Source organism: Paracoccaceae bacterium Fryx2 (assembly GCA_032334235.1).
Lineage (GTDB): Bacteria > Pseudomonadota > Alphaproteobacteria > Rhodobacterales > Rhodobacteraceae > JAVSGI01.
Map to the genome: position 1 here is coordinate 2,995,428 of JAVSGI010000005.1, position 17,225 is coordinate 3,012,652.

Consider the following 17,225-nt stretch of genomic DNA (forward strand, 5'->3'; position numbering starts at 1 on the left):
CATGTCATTGATATCCCTTGGTGATCTTGCCCATTCCTTCGTGATGCGCCGCCAGAACGTGACCCTGAAAGCCCAGGTGCAGGCGCTGGGTGTCGAGCTTTCGACCGGACGCGCGGCCGACACCGCGCGCCACGTCCGCGGCGATTTCACCGCGCTGAGCGGAATCGAAGCCTCATTGACGCGGCTGAATGCCTATGCCGCGGCGACCTCGGAAATCGCGCTGGAGGCGGGGGCGATGCAGACCGCTTTCTCGGCCATCGGAACGCTGACCGCCGATCTTGGCCAGTCGCTGCTGGTCGCGGCCGAATCGGGCGCACCGACAATGATCGACGATGCGGGCGGGGACGCCCGACAACGCTTCGAGACCATGGTTTCGCTGCTCAACACCCGGTTCGGCGACCGCACGCTGTTTGCCGGCGTGGGCACCGACGGTCCGGCGCTGACGGCTCCGGGGACGATCCTCGACGCGCTGGAAGCGGAGATCGCCGGGGCGGCCACGGCCAATGATCTGGTGGCGGCAGTGGACGCCTGGTTTGCCGCGCCGACAGGATTTGCCGCGACCGCCTATCTGGGCGGCGCGCCGCGCCCTGCCCGCCCGATTGCCCCCGGAGAGGCCGCGACGATCGGCATCACCGCGATGGACCCGGCGCTGGTCGACACGATCAAGGCGATGGCGACGGCCGCCCTGCTGGATCGGGGTGCGCTGGCCGCCAATCCGTCCGAACGCGCCGAACTTGCCCGGCAGGCAGGCGAAAGCCTGATCGACAGCGGGTCCGCACGGGTGCACCTGGCGGCGGGCCTCGGCACGGTGGAAGGTCAGGTGGAACGGGCCACGGCGCGCAACAGTGCGGAATCATCGGCGCTGCAGATCGCCCGGTCGGACCTCGTTTCGGTCGATCCGTTCGAGACGGCGACGAAACTGGAGTCGGCCCAGACCCAGCTGGAAACGCTCTATGCCGTCACCGCGCGGATGTCGCGCCTCAGCCTGGTGGATTTTCTCCGATGACAAGGTTTCTGGGCCTGCTTCTTCTGTGCCTCGCGTTTCCTGCCGATGCCGGGCCGATCCGCATCAAGGATCTGGTGGAATTCGACGGCGTGCGCGGCAACGATCTGGTCGGCTATGGCCTCGTGGTCGGGCTGAACGGCACGGGCGACGGGATCCGCAATGCCCCCTTCACCGAAGAGATCATGTCGAACCTGCTGGAACGGCTGGGCGTCAACGTCGCGGGCGAGCAGTACCGGCCGAAGAACGTGGCGGCGGTGTTCGTCACCGCAACACTGCGGCCCTTTGCCCGGGCGGGCGGGCAGATCGACGTGACGGTATCGGCGATTGGCGATGCGAAAAGCCTGCTGGGCGGCACGCTGGTGATGACGCCGCTGAACGGAGCGGATGGGCAGATCTATGCCGTGGCGCAGGGCACCATCATAGCCGGGGGCGTTTCGGCAGAAGGCGCGGCCGCCCGGGTGATCCAGGGGGTTCCCACGGCCGGCGTCATTCCCTCGGGCGCCCGGGTGGAACGCGAGATCGAGTTCGATTTCACCAGCCTGCAATCGCTGCGCCTGGCGCTGCGAACACCGGATTTCACCACGGCCGGGCGGATCGAGGCGGTGATCAACGGCGAATTCGGGCGCCCCGTGGCGGCCATGATGGATTCGGGAACGGTGATGCTCGACCTGACGGGCGCACGCATGGCCTCGCCGGCACATGTGCTGGGACGGGTGGAGAATCTGACTGTGGAGCCGGAGCAGCGGGCTCGCGTCGTGGTGGACCAGCGGTCGGGCACCATCGTGATGGGCGAGCGCGTGCGGATCAGCCGGGTGGCGGTGGCCCAGGGCGGCCTGACGCTGCGCATCGAGGAAACCCCGATGGTCGTGCAGCCCAATCCTTTCAGCGACGGGGAAAGCATCGTCGTTCCGCGCACCAACGTGGGGATCGAGCAGAAGCCGGGCACCGGGCTGGCCGAAGTCGATGGCGGCACCAGCCTTTCGTCGGTGGTGGCGGGGCTGAACGCCCTCGGCGTGGCACCGAATGACATGATAGACATCCTGAAAAGCATCAACGCCGCGGGTGCGCTGCATGCCGAATTCCTCGTGCAGTAACCGGACCGAAGGGCGCACCGACACGGTGCGTGCTTCGCGGGATGGCGGGCAGCGATTTCCGAGGATGAAGCGCCGAGGTGCACTCGGCATCGCGGGCAGGTCCGGTCGGCAATCCTTCGGGATCGAAGGAAGCACGGAATGCCGGCAGAAAGATGGACCTTGCGCCCGATACGGGATGTCTTGCGATTTACGCGGTCAGGGGCGCGGCGTGCGGCCGATCATGGCCTCGCTTGGCTTGGGCAAGGTGAGTGCGGGCAGCCGACCTGCCATGCTCGGCAGGTTTGTCTACAATGCTCACCGCCTCTCACTGTCCGGGGAAAGTCTGAGGCGCCGGGCTGGAATCCCGAAGAAGCTTGCCCGCTCGGGCCTGACCCGTTGACTCGGTCGCCCTGCCTGTCCGCACACGGGAAACGGCTGCCCGCGATGGTGTGAACCGCGTGCCTGCGGAATCGATGCCGATCTTTTTCGCACGACTCAAACGGCAAGGTGCCGCGGCGTGCCACTGGTGACTTGCGTAGCGGGCGGGACCAGAGTCGGATCAGAAGTAACTTCGCACGAGTGCGCCCGAAATCAGGCTCCAGCCATCGGCGACCACGAAGAAGGCGAGTTTGAACGGCATGGACACGATGGCGGGGGGAACCATCATCATCCCCATCGACATCAGCACCGCCGCGACGACCAGGTCGATGATAAGGAATGGCAGGTAGATCAGGAAGCCGATCTCGAAAGCCCGCTGGATCTCGCTGAGCAGAAACGCGGGCACCAGGGTCGAGAGCGGAGCATCGATGGCCGCTCCGGTCTCGCCGGGACGCAGGGATTGCAGGGCGATGAAGGTCTCGGCGTCAAGCCGCGCCGCCATGAACACGCGGAACGGGGCCATCGTGGCGGTAAACGCGGCCTTGAGGTCGCCCTCGCCGCGCGTGAGGGGTTCAATGCCCGCCGTCCAGGCTTCGGTGAAGACCGGGTCCATGACATACCAGGTCAGGAACAGCGCCAGGCTGACGATCAGCATGTTCGGCGGCGACTGCTGTAGCCCGATGGCTTGCCGCAGGATCGACAGCACGGTGACGATGAAGGGAAAGCAGGTCACCATCATCGCCAGGCCCGGCACCAGGCTGAGCACCGTGATCAGCGCGAGAAGCTGAACGCTGCGGGTGCCGAGCGTGCCTTGATCGCCGAAGTCGATCGTCAGCCCCTGGGCGAGGGCCGGCCCCGCCAGCAGCGTCAGCGCCAGGGCCGCCACCAGGCGCCGCATCACAGCCCGCCGCGGAGGTTGGCCACTTCGGTCAGGCGCACGGCGAGCTGGCCCGCCTGTTCGCCCTCCAGTTCCTGCAGCTCTCCACGCGCGATCAGGCGGTCGCCGACGTAAAGCTCGACCAGATCATCGACGCGGCGGTCGAGCGTCAGCACGGCATCGCGCTGCAGGCGCAGCAACTCGCGCACCTGCGGGCGGGCCTTGCCGACCGAGATGGTGATTTCGATCGGCACCTGCGCGAAGGGGTTCGCGTCGTCTTTCTCATCCATGATGACTGTCCTTTTCGGCAAGGTCGAAGAAACTGCGCACCGCCGCCGTGATTTCGGCAGTGGCGCGGTCAAGGTCGATCCGGGTCTCGGTATCGCCGAGGCGCAGGTAAACCTGACCCTCGCCCAGCGTCGGTTCTTCGAGCAGCTTGAGCGGCAGGCCCGTCGCCTGTTCCAGAAGCGCCTCGACCGCGGGGCGCGCGGCGGGGTTCAGCACCAGCGTGACCGGCGCCTCGGCCATCTGTTCGGCCAGCGGCATCAGGGTTTCCAGCACCACCGGGGCCAGCGCCTCGCGCGCCATTTCCGGCAGCAGCCGTCCGACCACGTCCTGCAGCAATGGTTCCACCGCCCGCAGCACATGCACCCGTGCCTCGTGCCAGGTGAAGGCGAGGCTCTGGATGTTGCGCGCCAGATCGGCGCGCATGCGCGACTGGTCGTCGGATTGCGCGGCATTGGCATCATCCCAGCCCGCGGTGTAGCCCTGTTCATAGGCCGCGAGCCGGGCCTCCTCCAACGCGTTCATGTCGGTGACGACGGTGGTCTTTTCCGATTGGTCTGATGTTTCAAAGACTTCCAGCTTCAGGAGCGGCATCAGGCCCTCTCCTCTTCCGCTTCCATCCAGCCGCGCAGGATCTCGACCGACTCGCTCTGGCGTTCTTCGATCAGGCGACGCAGGCGCACCATCGGGTCGGACGGATCCTCGTTCTCATCGGGCGAGACGATCGACAGCGGCGGCAAGTCGAGGCCATCGTCGATCTCGCCCGTCAGCACGCGACCGCCGTCGCCGGTGCCGTACATGCCCGGAAGGGCCAGAGGGGCGGGCGGGGCGGGCAGTGCAGGCTGGTCGCGCGGGGCGGACAGCAGCAGCGGGCGGATCACGAACAGGCCGAGCACCAGCGCCACGAGGCCAAGCACGGCGATCTGGATCACCGACATCACGTCGATCGGGCCGAAGGACGGCAGCAGACCGGCTTCGACCAGCGTGCCGCCCTCGACCATCGGTTCGAAGGCCAGCGATTTCAGCGTCAGCACGTCGCCGCGCGTTTCGTCCAGCCCGACGGCCGAGGCAACGAGTTCGCGCAGGACCGCCAGTTCCTCTTCCGGGCGGGGTTGCAGGGTGACCGTGCCATCCTCGCCGGTGACCCGCAGCCCGTCGATCAGCACCGCCACCGACAGTTTGCGGATCGACCCCGGGCTGCGCGTCAGCTCGCGTTGGGTTTCGGAAACCTCGTAGTTCACCCGCTCGGTCGTTTCGCTCGACTGGCTCTTGCCCGTGCCACCCGCCCCGGCATCGCCTTCGGGCAGGTTCGATGCCACGGTGACATCGCCCGCAGGATCGGTGGAAGAGGTGGACCGTTCTTCCGTTTCGGAGGAGATCGCCACACGGCCCTTCGGGTCGAAGCGGCGTTCGGTGATGTGTTCGCGGTCGGTGACCACATCGACGGTGACCTCGACCACCGCCTTGCCCGGGCCGACCCGCGCCGCCAGCATCCGTTCGACATTGGTGCGCAGCAGGGCGGCACGGTCTTCGCCCCCCGCGCCGGGAAGCGGGACTTCCTCGCCAGAGGCGATCAGGCCCCCGACCGAGTCGATCACCGCAACGTCTTCGGGTTGCAGCCCGGACACCGAGGCCGCGACAAGGTGTTTCAGGGCCTTGGCCTGCATCGGGGGCAGACTGCCCGTCGTGGTGGTGACGGTCACGCTGGCCGTGCTGCGCTGGTCGCGCTGAAACGGCTGCGTGGGCGCCTGAGCAATATGGACGCGGGCGGCGCGGATCTGCGGACTGGCCAGAATGGTGCGGGCAAGTTCGCCCTCCTTGGCCCGCCAGTAGGCGGCGTCGAACATCTGCGACGTGGTTCCGAAGCCCGACAGCCCGTCGAGCAGTTCATACCCGACGGCCCCCGTGGTCGGCAGACCCTCGGCCGCAAGCGTCATGCGCAGAGAGTCGCGCTGGGTGGCATCGACATGGATCGAATCACCCCGCACCTCGTATTTCACCCCGCGCTGGTCCAGTGCCGCAACGACCTCGCCCGCCGCTCCGCTGTCGAGACCCGAGTAGAGCAGCGCCATGCCGGGCGCCCCCGCCAGGCGCGACAGGGCAAGCACCGCAAGGAACATGGCGACCGTGGCCCCGACGACGATGGCACGCCGGGTCATGCTTAGGCTGGACCAGAGGGTGGCGAGGTTCTGCACGGGGAATCTCCGATCTTCGGGCTTCTGCCCCTTCAGCCGCAGCTTTGCGCGATCTGGCTTAACAATCGGTTAGTGACATTCGGCTATTGCCTTGGGTCACAAGCAAAGCCGGAGGTGGCCGTGGCAGAAGCCGAAGTTTCCCAAGAGGAAACCCCCAAGAAGACATCGAAACTGCCCTTCCTGATCGGGGGGGCGCTGGCGCTGGCGCTGGGCGGGGCCGGGTTTTTCGCGGCCTGGTCGGGCATGATCTTCGCCCCGTCGGAGAACCATGCCGCCGCCGCCGAGGTCGGGGTGCTGGCCGACATCGGCTTCGTGCCGGTGGACCCGGTGGTGATCTCGCTGGGTGCCGCGTCAAGCAAGCAGCACCTGAGGATGACGGCGCAGCTGGAGGTTGCGAAGACCCACTCGCGCGATGTGACGCTGCTGATGCCGCGGATCCTTGACGTGCTGAACGGCTATCTGCGCGCAGTCGAGGTGGCGGAACTGGAGGATCCGACCGCGCTGGTGCGGCTGCGGTCGCAGATGCTGCGGCGGATCCAGATCGTGACCGGCGAGGGGCGTGTCCGCGACCTGCTGATCACCGAATTCGTGCTGAACTGAAGGAGAACGGGATGGAGCTGATTGCGGATATCCTGATGGCGGCCGGGTCTTTCGGGGCCGCCACCTACTGCTATGTCCTGTCGGGGCGGCTGAAACGATTCTCCACGCTGGAAAGCGGCATGGGCGGGGCAATCGCCGTGCTGTCGGCGCAGGTGGACGACATGACCAAGGCCCTGGACCGGGCGCGCGGATCGGCGACCGGATCGGCCGCCTCGCTGGAGGCGCTGAACGTCCGGGCCGAATCGGTGGCAGCCCGCCTGGAACTGCTGCTGGCCTCGATGCATGACCTGCCCGAACCGAAGGCCGACCCGAAGGCCGACCAGGACGGGACCGACGCCGAGCGCCGGTTGCGCTTCGTGCGGCGCCGGGGCCCGCGTGACGACGCGGAGGCGGCGGAATGAGCACGCGCCGCAAGAAGGCCGGCCGCGGCGCCCTGGTGATTCTGGCGCTGCTGCTGGCCTCGTCGGGGGCGCTCCGGATCGGGGCGGGCGTGGGCGAGGCGCTGGCACTGGAGCCGGAACTGCCGCCGACCGCGTCCGGTGCCGCGCTGGACTGTCCCAAACCGCCCGCCGCCCTGGCCGAGGCGCTGGCCACGCGCGAGGCCCGGCTGGCCGTGCAGGAGGCGGCGCTGGCCGACCGGATCGCGGCACTGGCGCTTGCCAATCAGGCAATCGACGAGCGCATGGCGACGCTGAAGGCAGCCGAGGCCGAGCTTTCCGAGACACTTTCGCGCGCCGACGGGGCGGCGGAGGCCGATCTGGCGCGGCTGACCGAAGTCTACGAGACGATGAAACCGAAAGATGCGGCCGCCCTGTTCGAAGCGATGGCCCCGGAATTTGCGGCAGGCTTTCTGGGCCGGATGCGGCCGGATGCAGCGGCGGCGGTGCTGTCGGGCATGACATCGGAAACCGCCTATGCCGTCAGCGTCCTGCTGGCCGGCCGCAATGCACTGGTTCCCAAGGAGTGACAGGCTCAGGGATTCTTAACGCCTGTCTGCAAGCGTCACGCAGAGGCAAAGAGGGAAAGCCATGTTCGGTCTGATCGGTATCGCGGTGATCTTCATCATGGTCTTCGGCGGCTACATGCTGGCCGGCGGAAAGATGGGCATCATTCTGAAGGCCATGCCCTTCGAGATGGTCATGATCGGGGGCGCCGCTATCGGAGCGTTCTTGCTGTCGAACGACATTGCCGCAGTAAAGACCGCACTGAAGGACATCGGCAAGGTGTTCAAGGGGCCGAAGTGGAAGCCCGGCGACTATCGCGACATGCTGTGCCTGCTGTTCGAACTGATCCGGATCGCCCGCACCAACCCCGTCGGACTCGAGGAGCACATCGAAAATCCCGAAGGCTCGACGATCTTCGGCCGCTACCCCCGGATCCGGCAGGATCACGAGGCGGTGGAGCTGATCTGCGACACGCTGCGCGCCGCCTCGATGAACTACGACGATCCGCATCAGGTCGAGGAGGTGCTCGACAAGCGGATGGAGACGAACCAGGCGCACGCGCTGCATTCCAGCCATGCGCTGCAATCGATGGCCGATGCGCTGCCCGCGCTCGGGATCGTCGCGGCAGTTCTTGGGGTGATCAAGACCATGGGGTCGATCGACCAGCCACCCGAGATTCTGGGAAAGATGATCGGCGGGGCGCTGGTGGGCACGTTTCTGGGGGTTTTTCTGGCCTATGGTCTGGTCGGCCCCTTCGCAACGCGGGTGAAGGCGGTGGTCGAGGACGACGGACATTTCTACACCCTGATCCGCGAGGTTCTGGTGGCCAACCTGCACAACCACCCGGCCAACATCTGCATCGAGGTCGGGCGGCAGAATACGCCGCACCACGTGCGCCCCAGCTTTTCGGACCTGGAGGACGCCTTGCGGGCGCTGAAGCAGGAGGCGGCATGAGAATCCTGATTATCCTGTTTTTCTTCGGCCTGTCCTTCGCGGCTTCGGCTGCCACCGTCGTGGTGAAATCGGGCGAGCATGACGGTTTTTCCCGTCTGGTTCTGGAGCTTTCCGAACCTTCCGCCTTCGTCATGGGGCGGACGGAAGACGGTTACGAACTGCGGTTGTCGCGGAACGATTTCCGCTTCGATCTGACGAGGGTTTTCCGGCTGATTCCGCGAGACCGGCTGGCAGCGATCTGGGTCGACCCGAAAAGCGGTGCGCTGCGGCTTGGCATCGGCTGCGCCTGCCATGCCATTCCGTTCGAGTTTCGGCCGGGGCTGATCGTGATCGACCTGAAGGACGGGCCACCACCCGCCGGGTCGTCGTTCGAACTGGCACTCGACCCCGCAGCCGCGGCGATGCCGCTGTTGACCGGGCGCGCAACCCGGCGCCCGCATCCGCGCCCCGAGACGCCGACCTCGTACGACTGGCGCACTGCAATGCCGAGACCGGCGGTTCCGGCCGTGAGCTTGCCCGGCGCGGGCCCGGATATGGCGCCGCTTCGCGATGCCCTTCTGCGCCAGATCAGCGATGGTGCTGCGCGCGGGGTCGTCGATGCCACCATGCCGCCCCTGCCGCAGGTGGCGGCCGAACCGCGGCAGTTGGCGCAGGTGCGCATCGGTCAGGATCTGGGCATGGCAGCCGGGGTGGAACCGCGCGCGCCGGGGTTGCTGACGGCAAAAGGGGCGAACTGTCTGCCCGACGAGCGGCTCGACATTGCCTCCTGGGGCCAGGAAACCCCGATCGTGGATCAGATGGCCGACGCGCTGGCCGGGCTTACCGGCGAGTTCGACAAGGTGCAGGACGAGGCCCTTGCCCGCGCGGTTCGCTTCTATCTTTATCTGGGGTTCGGTGCCGAGGCGCGGCAACTGCTGCAATCGCTGAACGCGACGCCGGAGGACCGGCGTGTGTGGGAGGCCATGGCGGAGATTCTGGACGAACGCATGGCAGTGGATGCGCCCTTCGCGGGCATGGAGGTTTGCGATACGGCAGCAGCACTCTGGTCTGTGCTGGCGCGACCGCAGCTTGGCCCGGCGGATCGGCCGCACAGCGCCGCGGTTCTGCGGAGCTTTTCGGCGCTGCCCTTGCATCTTCGTCGCCATCTTGGGCCGATCCTGTCCGAACGGTTCCTGTCACAGCAGGATACGGAAACCGCACGGGCGATTCGCGACGCCATCCTGCGCGCGCCCGGCGATCCCGGGCCTGCGGTGCGGCTGATGGAAGCGCGGCTTGATCTGGCGCAGGGTGATACGGCGGCAGCCGACACAGCCTTGACCGAATTGTCGGCCGGGGGCGGAGCAACGGCGACCAAGGCCCTGATCGACTTTGTCGATTCGCGGGTGGCGCAGGACAAGCCGATCGATGCGGCGACAGTGACGGCCGTTGCGGCACTGGCGCATGAACACCGCGGGACGGAGATTGGGGTGAAGCTCCTCAGGGCGCAGGCGCTGGCCCTGGCCGGGGCGGGCGAATTCCGCGAGGCTTTCGACCTGCTGTCCGTCGCACCGGGGGCGTCGGCCGAACTTTGGCGCATGCTGGCGGGGCAGGGGACCGATGCGGACCTGATGGCCCTCGCGATCCTACCCGCCGCGACGCCGATGCCCCAGGTGGCGGTGCCAACCCGGCGCAAGCTGACAGAGCGGCTGGTCGGTCTGGGATTTTCCGAGGCGGCACTGGCCTGGCTGCCGCAGCCCGTGGTCGAGGGTGCCGACCGTTTGCTGGCGGCGGCGGCCGAAATGCAGCGCCGCGACGGGCGGGCCGCGTTGCGCGTGCTGGCCGGACTGGAGACGGCCGAGGCGGATGCCCTTCGTGCGCAGGCCCAGACGCTGCTTGGCGACCCTGCGGCGGCGGCCGCTGTTTATGCCACACTAGGGGAAGCCGAGGCGGAACAGCGTTCCTCCCGGCAGGCGCAGGACTGGGCAAGACTCGCTGCAGAGGGCGCAGAACCCTGGCGGACGGCTGCGGGAACCGTTTCTGCTGCGCCCGCCGCCGGGCCCGCCGTCGGGGACGCGCCACTGAACGCCGCCGACGCGAACGCGGCGCCGATGACTGTTGCCGACACAACTCCGGTCCCGCCGGCCGACGCCAATGCGGTGCCCGAGACCGATCCGCCGGGTCCGCTTGCCCGCAGTCGACAGGCGCTGGCCGAAAGCGCCGGGACGCGGCAGGCGCTGGAGGCGCTTCTGTCCGGCGTGCCTGCGCCGGGAGCCCCGTGATCCATCCTAACCTCTTGGAAAGATTCGGACCCTAAGGTGTTCTGGAAGGGCCGCGCAGTCGCAGCGGCAAAGGGTGAAACCCGATGAGACAATGTTCCCGCATCGCCCAGAGGGTGGCAGCCCTGGCCCGGCCATTCCGGCAGGTGGCCGTCGCAGGCTGCCTGGCGGCCCTGGCAGTTGGCGCAGCCGCTTCGGCTCGGGACGAGCCCGCGCTCTGCGACATGGCGGCGGCCGAGGCGTCCGCACGCACCGGGGTGCCAATCGAGGTGTTGCAGGCCGTGGCGCTGGTCGAGACCGGGCGCAGCCTTTCCGGCGCGCGGGGCGGCTTTCGCCCGTGGCCCTGGACGGTCAATCAGGGCGGAGACGGGCATTGGTTCGCCACGCGCGAAGAGGCTGCGGCCCATGTCGGGCAGGCTTTGGCGGCGGGCCAGACCAACATCGACATTGGCTGCTTCCAGATCAATCATCGCTGGCATTCTGGCGCCTTCGCATCGGTCGAAGACATGCTCGACCCGCGCCGCAACGCGCTGTACGCCGCCTCCTACCTGCAACGGCTTTACACGGGTCGGGGAGACTGGTCGGAGGCGGCGGGTGCCTATCATTCGGCCACGCCCGCCCATGCAGAACGCTACCGGCAGCGGTTCGACACCGTTTTGGCGCGGTTGAAGCCCGATACCCTCCCCAGCTTGCCGCCCGCCGAAGACCTCGCGGCGCTGCTGCCCCGCGCCAACCGCTTTCCGTTGCTGGTATCGGGGGCCCCCGCAACGCAGGGGTCGATCGTGCCGCTGCGCGAAGGCAGGCAACCGCTGTTCGGAAATGGCCCCTGACATGACATTCCCCCAGATCACGCTCGCCTCGATTTTCCGCCCCACGATCCTGCTGGCGCTCGCGCTGATGGCGGTGATCGTAATGATGGTGCTTCCGGTGCCGGCCTGGATGCTGGACGTCGGGCTGGCGCTGTCATTCGCGCTGGCGATCCTGATGTTCACCGTCACGCTGTTTCTGGAACGGCCGCTGGATTTCTCGGCCTTTCCGACCATCCTTCTGGCCAGCCTGATGCTGCGTCTGTCACTGAACGTTTCCTCGACCAAACTGATCATCGGCGAGGGTCACACCGGCACGGATGCCGCCGGTCACGTGATCGAGGGCTTTGCCAATTTCATTATGGGTGGCAACGTGTTGCTGGGCCTGGTGGTGTTTTGCGTGCTGCTGATCGTCAACTTCATGGTGATCACCAAGGGGGCGGGGCGGATGGCCGAGGTCGGGGCACGGTTCGCGCTCGACGGGATGCCGGGCAAGCAGCTGGCGATCGACAGCGACATGTCGGCCGGGGCCATCGACCATGCGGAGGCCAAGCGGCGCCGCGAGCAGGAACTGGCCGAGACGAACTTCTTCGGCTCGCTCGACGGCGCCTCGAAATTCGTCAAGGGCGATGCGGTGGCAGGGTTGCTGATCACCATGCTGAACATCGTTATGGGCCTGATCATGGGCATCGCGGTGCATGACATGCCGGTCGGCCTCGCTTTCGAAACCTATGCGATCCTGACGGTCGGCGACGGTCTGGTCAGCCAGATTCCGGCAGTCATCATTTCGATTGCCGCGGCGCTGCTGCTGGCGCGGGGCGGGGTGACGGGGGCAACCGACGTGTCGTTCTTCAAGCAGCTCGGGCGATATCCGGGGGCGCTGGGCACCGTGGCGCTGCTGATGGCGCTGTTTGCGCTGGTGCCGGGCATGCCGTTCCTGCCATTCATCCTGGCGGCGGCCGGCCTTGCGGCGGCGGCGTTGCTGGTGCATCGCAAGGCGGACATGGCGACGACCGAAGCGATTGCCGAACCCGAGGCGCCGCGCCGCAAGTCACTGGGCGACGTGCTGGATTTCGACGACATCCACATCGAGTTCGCGCCCGACCTCGTGTCGATGGTGCTCGACCCGGCGACCGGTCTCGATGCGCGCATCCAGAACATGCGAACGCATGTGGCCTCGGCCTTCGGCATCATCCTGCCCGAAATCCGGCTGACCGACGAGGTGATACTGCCGCCCGGCACCTATCGCATCCGGCTGCAGGGGGTGGAACGGGTGCGGGACCGCCTGGTGCCTGACCGGGTTCTGGTGCTGCTGGCCGACGGCGTGCCCGCGCCCGACGGACAGGACGTTCGCGAGCCGGTGTACGGTGCCCCCGCCCGCTGGATCCTGCCCGACCATCAGGAAGATGCGGCGCTGGCGGGGCTGACGGTGGTTTCGCCGGCCGAGGTGCTGGCAACCCATCTGCTGGAAATGATGAAGACCAACCTCGCGCGGTTGCTGACGCTGAAGGGGCTGCGGCGGCTGCTGGACGAATTCGTCAATGTCACAGACCCGGCCCGGGCCGAGGCAAACCGGCGGCTGCTGGAGGAACTGGTGCCGGAAAAGGTGCCTGTCGACCTGCTGCTGACGGTGCTGCGCCTGCTGCTGGAGGAACGGGTGTCGATCCGCAACCTGCCGCTGATCCTGGAGGCGGTGTCGGAAGCGCGGGGCCTCGGCGCGCCGGAGCAGGTCTGCGAACATGTGCGCCAGCGCCTGGGGTTCCAGCTTGTGGCGGAACTCAAGCGCGACGACGGCACCATCCCGCTGATCCAGCTGGCGCCGGAATGGGAAAAGACCTTTGCCGCGCATCAGATCGACAGCGAGCGCGGGGTGCGCGACGTGGCCTTGCCGCCGGATCAGTTCGGCCGGCTGGCCAATGCGCTGGCCGAGCGGTTGAACAAGGCGGCGGAGAGCGGCATCTATCCGGCGCTGGTCACCTCGACCCTGCGGCGGCGCTTCCTGCGCACGGTGATGGTGGCGAAGGGCCTGGCCGCCCCCGTCCTGTCCTACGAGGAAATCGGGATGGAGGCGCGTCCCGCCATGGTCGGGCAGGTGTCGGCATGAACGACATGATCCCGCTGCTGACCGAGCTGACTGGCATGGGGCAGGACATGATCTGGGTCGGGTTTCTGGTGTTTCTGCGGGTCGGGGCGGTGATGGCGTTGCTTCCGGCTTTCGGCGAGCAGGTGGTGCCGCAACGGGTGCGCCTGGTGGTCGGGCTGGCCTTCACGGCCGTGGTCGCCCCTGCGGTGGCGGACCGGGTGATGCCTCTGGCGGGGCAACTTGCGCTGCCGCTGGCAACGGAGGTGACGGCAGGGCTGATCCTCGGGATCGGCCTGCGGCTGTTCATCATGGCCCTGCAGATGGCCGGGACCATCGCCGCGCAGGCCACGTCCCTGGCGCAGCTTTTTGCCGGGGCCGGACCGGAGCCGCAGCCTGCCATCGGAAATCTGCTCACGGTGGCGGGGCTGGCACTGGCGGTGATGGCGGGCCTCCATGTGCGGGCGGCTGAACTGATGATCCTGTCCTATGACGTGTTGCCGCCCGGCCGGATGCCGGGGTCGGAAGACCTGGCGCAATGGGGCCTGTTGCAGGTCACGTCGGCATTTTCGCTGGCGTTTTCGCTGGCGGCGCCGTTCGTGCTGGCCTCTCTGATCTACAACGTGGCTCTGGGCGTCATCAACCGGGCCATGCCGCAGTTGATGGTGGCCTTTGTCGGGGCGCCGGCGCTGACTCTGGGGGGGCTGGCACTTCTGGCCGTGGTCGCGCCGCTCGCCCTTGCCGTCTGGATGCAGGCGCTGGGCGCCTTTCTCGACGCGCCCTTCGCGAATGCGCCATGAGCGGCGAGGACGAAAGCGGCGAAAAGGAATACGAGGCCACGGCGCGCCGCCTTGACCAGGCGCGCACCAAGGGCGAGATTGCCCGTTCGCAGGACCTGCCGACCGCAGCGGCCTATGCCGGGTTGCTGGTGGCGGCCTGGGCACTGGGCGAGGCGTCCTTGCGGCGGGCCGGGCAGGTCGGGGCGGTCCTGCTTGACCAGGCCGACCTTCTGTCACGGATATTCACGACCGAGGGGGGCGCACCGTTCGGCGGGTTGCTGGCAGCCTTTGCACTGGCTCTGGCCCCGTTCTTTCTCTTGCCGGCCATGGGGGTGCTGGTTGCCGTTCTGGCACAGCGGTCGCTGGTGTTTACCCCCGACAAGATCATGCCCAAACTGTCCCGCATCTCGCTGGTGGCGGGGGCGAAAAACAAGTTTGGCCGTTCCGGGCTGTTCGAATTCGCCAAGAGCTTCGTGAAGCTGGTGATCATTTCGGTGGCGCTGGGCCTTTTTCTGGTGCGGCAGGGCGACCGGATCCTTGGCACGCTGCACCTGACCCCGGCGCTGATGACGGCAACGCTGCTGCAGATGGTGGTGGAGTTCCTGTTCCTGATCCTGCTGATCGCGACCGCCATCGGCGGGGTCGATTATCTGTGGCAGGCGGCGGAACATCGGCGGCGCCACCGCATGTCGCGCAAGGAAGTGATGGATGAACACAAGGAGTCCGAGGGCGATCCGCAGACCAAGGCGCAGCGTCGCCAGCGTGGCTACGACATCGCCACCAACCGGATGCTCGCCGATGTCGCCACGGCCGATGTGGTGATCGTCAACCCGACGCATTACGCCGTGGCGCTGAAATGGAACCGGGCCGGAGGGCGGGCGCCGGTCTGTGTTGCCAAGGGGGTGGACGAGATTGCCGCGCGCATCCGCGAGCGTGCCGCCGTGGCCGGGGTGCCACTGCACCGCGATCCGCCGACTGCCCGTGCCCTGCACGCTGCCGTCAAGATCGGTCAGGAGGTGCAGCCCGAGCATTATCGCACCGTGGCTGCCGCCATCCGCTTCGCCGAGGCGATGCGCAGGAAGGCGAGGGCGTGGCGATGACGCAGCGTGACCAGCTGGCCAGGCTCGGGCAGGTGAGCCAACTGATACTGGATCTGCGGTTGTCCGAGCTGCACACGGCAGCACGCGCCCGGCAGGACAGTCTGGATCGGCTTGCAGGATTGGCGGCCGAGCCGGCGGACGGTCTTTCCCCCATCGCGGCGGCACGGGCCGAACTGCACTATCAGCGTTGGGCCGAGGCACGGCGCGCCGAGATCAACCTGACCCTTGCACGCCAGACGGCCGACTGGCTGGGGGCGCAGGCCGCCGCGCGCCGGGCTTTCGGCCAGGCGCAGGCCCTGCGCGGCCTGGCGCAGAAGGGTTAGCGTGCTGCGGCATTTCCGATTCGGGAATCCCATCAAAGTATGATCTGTGATTCCCTGCCTGCAGGGCGCGATGTCGGACTTGTCTGCGATACATTCGCAAAGGACGATGCTGCATCTTCTTCAGGGCTGCAGGGTATGGACCCATTTTGTGCGCAACACGCTCCTGCTGCCGTTCACCGTCAGGGCTGCGAGGTGGGAGAGGTTCGGCCTGGCGCCGCGGCGACCCTTGGCCGTCTGGCCGGGCAGACGGTCGAAGCACGCGGCCGGGGCGAACCGCGTCCGCCAAGCCTCCGTCCGCACCGCGCCTGCCTGTTGCGGCAGTTTGACGGCGGCGCCTGCGCCGCAGTTGCTGCCTTTCGCGGCGGAGCCATCGGTGTCAGCTGTCCTGCCTGACGATGTCGGCGATCAGGACATCCGTCACCAGGTCGCCCATCGTGGTGCGCGCCGCCTCGAGCAGCGCCTTGCGCAGCAGGATCAGGTTCGACCCGTCGGTGAAGGAACCGCGAAACCCGCCGGAGTTGGCGTGATCGAACAGCACCTGCAGGAAGGCATCGCGGATCTTGGGTTCGCGGGCATAGATCAGATCGGTGCTGCCGGGCTTGGCTTCCAGGCTGAGGGACAGCACGACCATGGATGCGACGCGCCCGTTTTCGACCACCGGTACGACGAACTGGTTGTTCAGCTTGACGTAATCGGGCTGGATTTCGGGAACAGCCTTTGCGGCGGCCGCTTCGGCGTCGGGAGGCTCGGCCGCCGGGCGCAGCAGCAGGCCCGCGCCGAGGCCCGCACCCAAACCGACCAGGGCAAGTATAAGGGGGAGGAGCTTGCGGATCATGGCGGGTCAGAACGGCATGAGGATGTCGGTGATCTGCTGGCCATAGCGCGGCTGCTGCACATCGGTGATCTGGCCGCGCCCGCCATAGGCCACCCGGGCCCCGGCGATCTTGTCATAGGTGATCTCGTTCTGGCGCGATATGTCGGCGGGGCGGACATAGCCGGTCACGATCAGCTCGCGCAGTTCAAAGTTCACCCGCACTTCCTGCTGGCCCTCGATGCGCAGCACGCCGTTGGGCAGTTCCTCGACCACCGTCGCCGCGACCCGCAGTGTCAGCTTCTCGTTGCGCGCCACCGATCCGTCGCCCGAATAGCTGGACGAGGAATTGGTGCTGAGCGCGTCGGCCATGCTCGCCCCTTCAGGCAATTCGGCGTCCAGCCGCTGCGGAATGCCGAAAAGCGACGGGATTCCCATGGTTTCGCTGCCGGTCCGGCTGCGGCCCGAGGAGTTGGAGATTTCGGCCTTGTCGTCGATCTCGATCACCACGGTCATGATGTCGCCGCGCCGCGCCGCCCGCCTGTCGCCGAACAGCGACGCGCGCCCCCCGGTCCAGAGCGAGGAGGCATCGGTCGGGCCATCGGGTTCGGCATCGAGCGGCATCGGATTGGAATACATGGCATGATGCTGGTAGCTGCCTTCCAGCGGCGAAAAGGCGGGGGCCTTGCCGACCTCCTGCAGGCGCCCGCAGGCGGTGAGGAGGACGAGGCAGGCAAGCAGGAGTCGCATCACGGAAAT

Annotated in this window: 18 protein-coding genes; 12 read left to right on the top strand and 6 right to left on the bottom strand. The window is 67.4% G+C overall.

Annotated features, from left to right (window positions below; translation table 11 throughout):
* The first annotated feature begins 1 nt into the window (after position 1).
* A complete protein-coding gene (locus tag RNZ50_23640) occupies positions 2–1,006 on the top strand; it encodes a flagellin (protein MDT8857968.1) in 1,005 nt (334 codons plus the stop codon).
* Positions 1,003–2,100 (top strand): flagellar basal body P-ring protein FlgI, encoded by a 1,098-nt coding sequence (locus tag RNZ50_23645; GenBank protein MDT8857969.1) that lies wholly within the window; start codon positions 1,003–1,005, stop codon positions 2,098–2,100. Before RNZ50_23640 ends, RNZ50_23645 begins: the two co-directional genes overlap by 4 nt.
* A 538-nt stretch (positions 2,101–2,638) precedes the next feature.
* Here RNZ50_23645 and fliP read toward each other — a convergent pair.
* Genes fliP through fliF form a run of 4 tightly spaced genes read right to left on the bottom strand, consistent with a single transcriptional unit; the run spans position 2,639 to position 5,814 of the window.
* Positions 2,639–3,355 carry a flagellar type III secretion system pore protein FliP gene (gene fliP / locus RNZ50_23650; protein MDT8857970.1) on the bottom strand — a complete coding sequence of 239 codons (717 nt, stop codon included), beginning with the start codon at positions 3,353–3,355 and terminating at the stop codon, positions 2,639–2,641.
* Positions 3,355–3,624, bottom strand: coding sequence for a FliM/FliN family flagellar motor C-terminal domain-containing protein (locus RNZ50_23655; GenBank protein ID MDT8857971.1), 270 nt, complete (start codon positions 3,622–3,624; stop codon positions 3,355–3,357). The genes fliP and RNZ50_23655 overlap by 1 nt, the downstream gene beginning before the upstream one ends.
* Entirely contained in the window at positions 3,617–4,213 is a 597-nt protein-coding gene (locus RNZ50_23660) for a flagellar biosynthesis protein (GenBank protein MDT8857972.1), read from the bottom strand. Before RNZ50_23660 ends, RNZ50_23655 begins: the two co-directional genes overlap by 8 nt.
* Positions 4,213–5,814, bottom strand: a complete 1,602-nt coding sequence (gene fliF / locus RNZ50_23665) for a flagellar basal-body MS-ring/collar protein FliF (protein ID MDT8857973.1) — start codon at positions 5,812–5,814, stop codon at positions 4,213–4,215. The genes RNZ50_23660 and fliF overlap by 1 nt, the downstream gene beginning before the upstream one ends.
* Before the next feature lie 120 nt (positions 5,815–5,934).
* Between fliF and RNZ50_23670 the strand changes: the two genes are divergently transcribed.
* The 10 genes from RNZ50_23670 to RNZ50_23715 all read left to right on the top strand — a co-directional run bounded on the left by RNZ50_23670 (position 5,935) and on the right by RNZ50_23715 (position 15,655).
* A complete protein-coding gene (locus RNZ50_23670) occupies positions 5,935–6,414 on the top strand; it encodes a flagellar basal body-associated FliL family protein (protein ID MDT8857974.1) in 480 nt (159 codons plus the stop codon).
* 11 nt (positions 6,415–6,425) lie between these two features.
* Positions 6,426–6,815: a hypothetical protein gene (locus RNZ50_23675; protein MDT8857975.1), complete on the top strand. Its 390-nt coding sequence runs from the start codon at positions 6,426–6,428 to the stop codon at positions 6,813–6,815.
* Positions 6,812–7,381: a hypothetical protein gene (locus RNZ50_23680; GenBank protein ID MDT8857976.1), complete on the top strand. Its 570-nt coding sequence runs from the start codon at positions 6,812–6,814 to the stop codon at positions 7,379–7,381. The genes RNZ50_23675 and RNZ50_23680 overlap by 4 nt, the downstream gene beginning before the upstream one ends.
* A gap of 61 nt (positions 7,382–7,442) precedes the next feature.
* The gene (motA, locus tag RNZ50_23685) at positions 7,443–8,312 is read left to right on the top strand and encodes a flagellar motor stator protein MotA (GenBank protein MDT8857977.1); all 870 of its coding nucleotides are present in this window, start codon (positions 7,443–7,445) and stop codon (positions 8,310–8,312) included.
* Complete coding sequence (locus RNZ50_23690) at positions 8,309–10,570, top strand: hypothetical protein (protein ID MDT8857978.1); 2,262 nt, start codon at positions 8,309–8,311, stop codon at positions 10,568–10,570. The genes motA and RNZ50_23690 overlap by 4 nt, the downstream gene beginning before the upstream one ends.
* Before the next feature lie 83 nt (positions 10,571–10,653).
* Complete coding sequence (locus RNZ50_23695; GenBank protein MDT8857979.1) at positions 10,654–11,397, top strand: lytic transglycosylase domain-containing protein; 744 nt, start codon at positions 10,654–10,656, stop codon at positions 11,395–11,397.
* A gap of 1 nt (position 11,398) precedes the next feature.
* Positions 11,399–13,477, top strand: a complete 2,079-nt coding sequence (gene flhA, locus RNZ50_23700; protein ID MDT8857980.1) for a flagellar biosynthesis protein FlhA — start codon at positions 11,399–11,401, stop codon at positions 13,475–13,477.
* Positions 13,474–14,253, top strand: a complete 780-nt coding sequence (locus tag RNZ50_23705; GenBank protein MDT8857981.1) for a flagellar biosynthetic protein FliR — start codon at positions 13,474–13,476, stop codon at positions 14,251–14,253. Before flhA ends, RNZ50_23705 begins: the two co-directional genes overlap by 4 nt.
* Entirely contained in the window at positions 14,250–15,332 is a 1,083-nt protein-coding gene (locus RNZ50_23710) for a flagellar type III secretion system protein FlhB (protein ID MDT8857982.1), read from the top strand. The genes RNZ50_23705 and RNZ50_23710 overlap by 4 nt, the downstream gene beginning before the upstream one ends.
* On the top strand, positions 15,329–15,655 hold the full coding sequence (locus tag RNZ50_23715; GenBank protein MDT8857983.1) for a hypothetical protein: 327 nt from the start codon (positions 15,329–15,331) through the stop codon (positions 15,653–15,655). Before RNZ50_23710 ends, RNZ50_23715 begins: the two co-directional genes overlap by 4 nt.
* A gap of 376 nt (positions 15,656–16,031) precedes the next feature.
* On the opposite strand, the gene RNZ50_23720 is transcribed toward RNZ50_23715, so the two are convergent.
* A complete protein-coding gene (locus tag RNZ50_23720; protein ID MDT8857984.1) occupies positions 16,032–16,490 on the bottom strand; it encodes a flagellar basal body-associated FliL family protein in 459 nt (152 codons plus the stop codon).
* A 6-nt stretch (positions 16,491–16,496) separates the two neighbouring features.
* A complete protein-coding gene (flgH, locus tag RNZ50_23725) occupies positions 16,497–17,216 on the bottom strand; it encodes a flagellar basal body L-ring protein FlgH (GenBank protein ID MDT8857985.1) in 720 nt (239 codons plus the stop codon).
* Positions 17,217–17,225 lie beyond the last annotated feature (9 nt).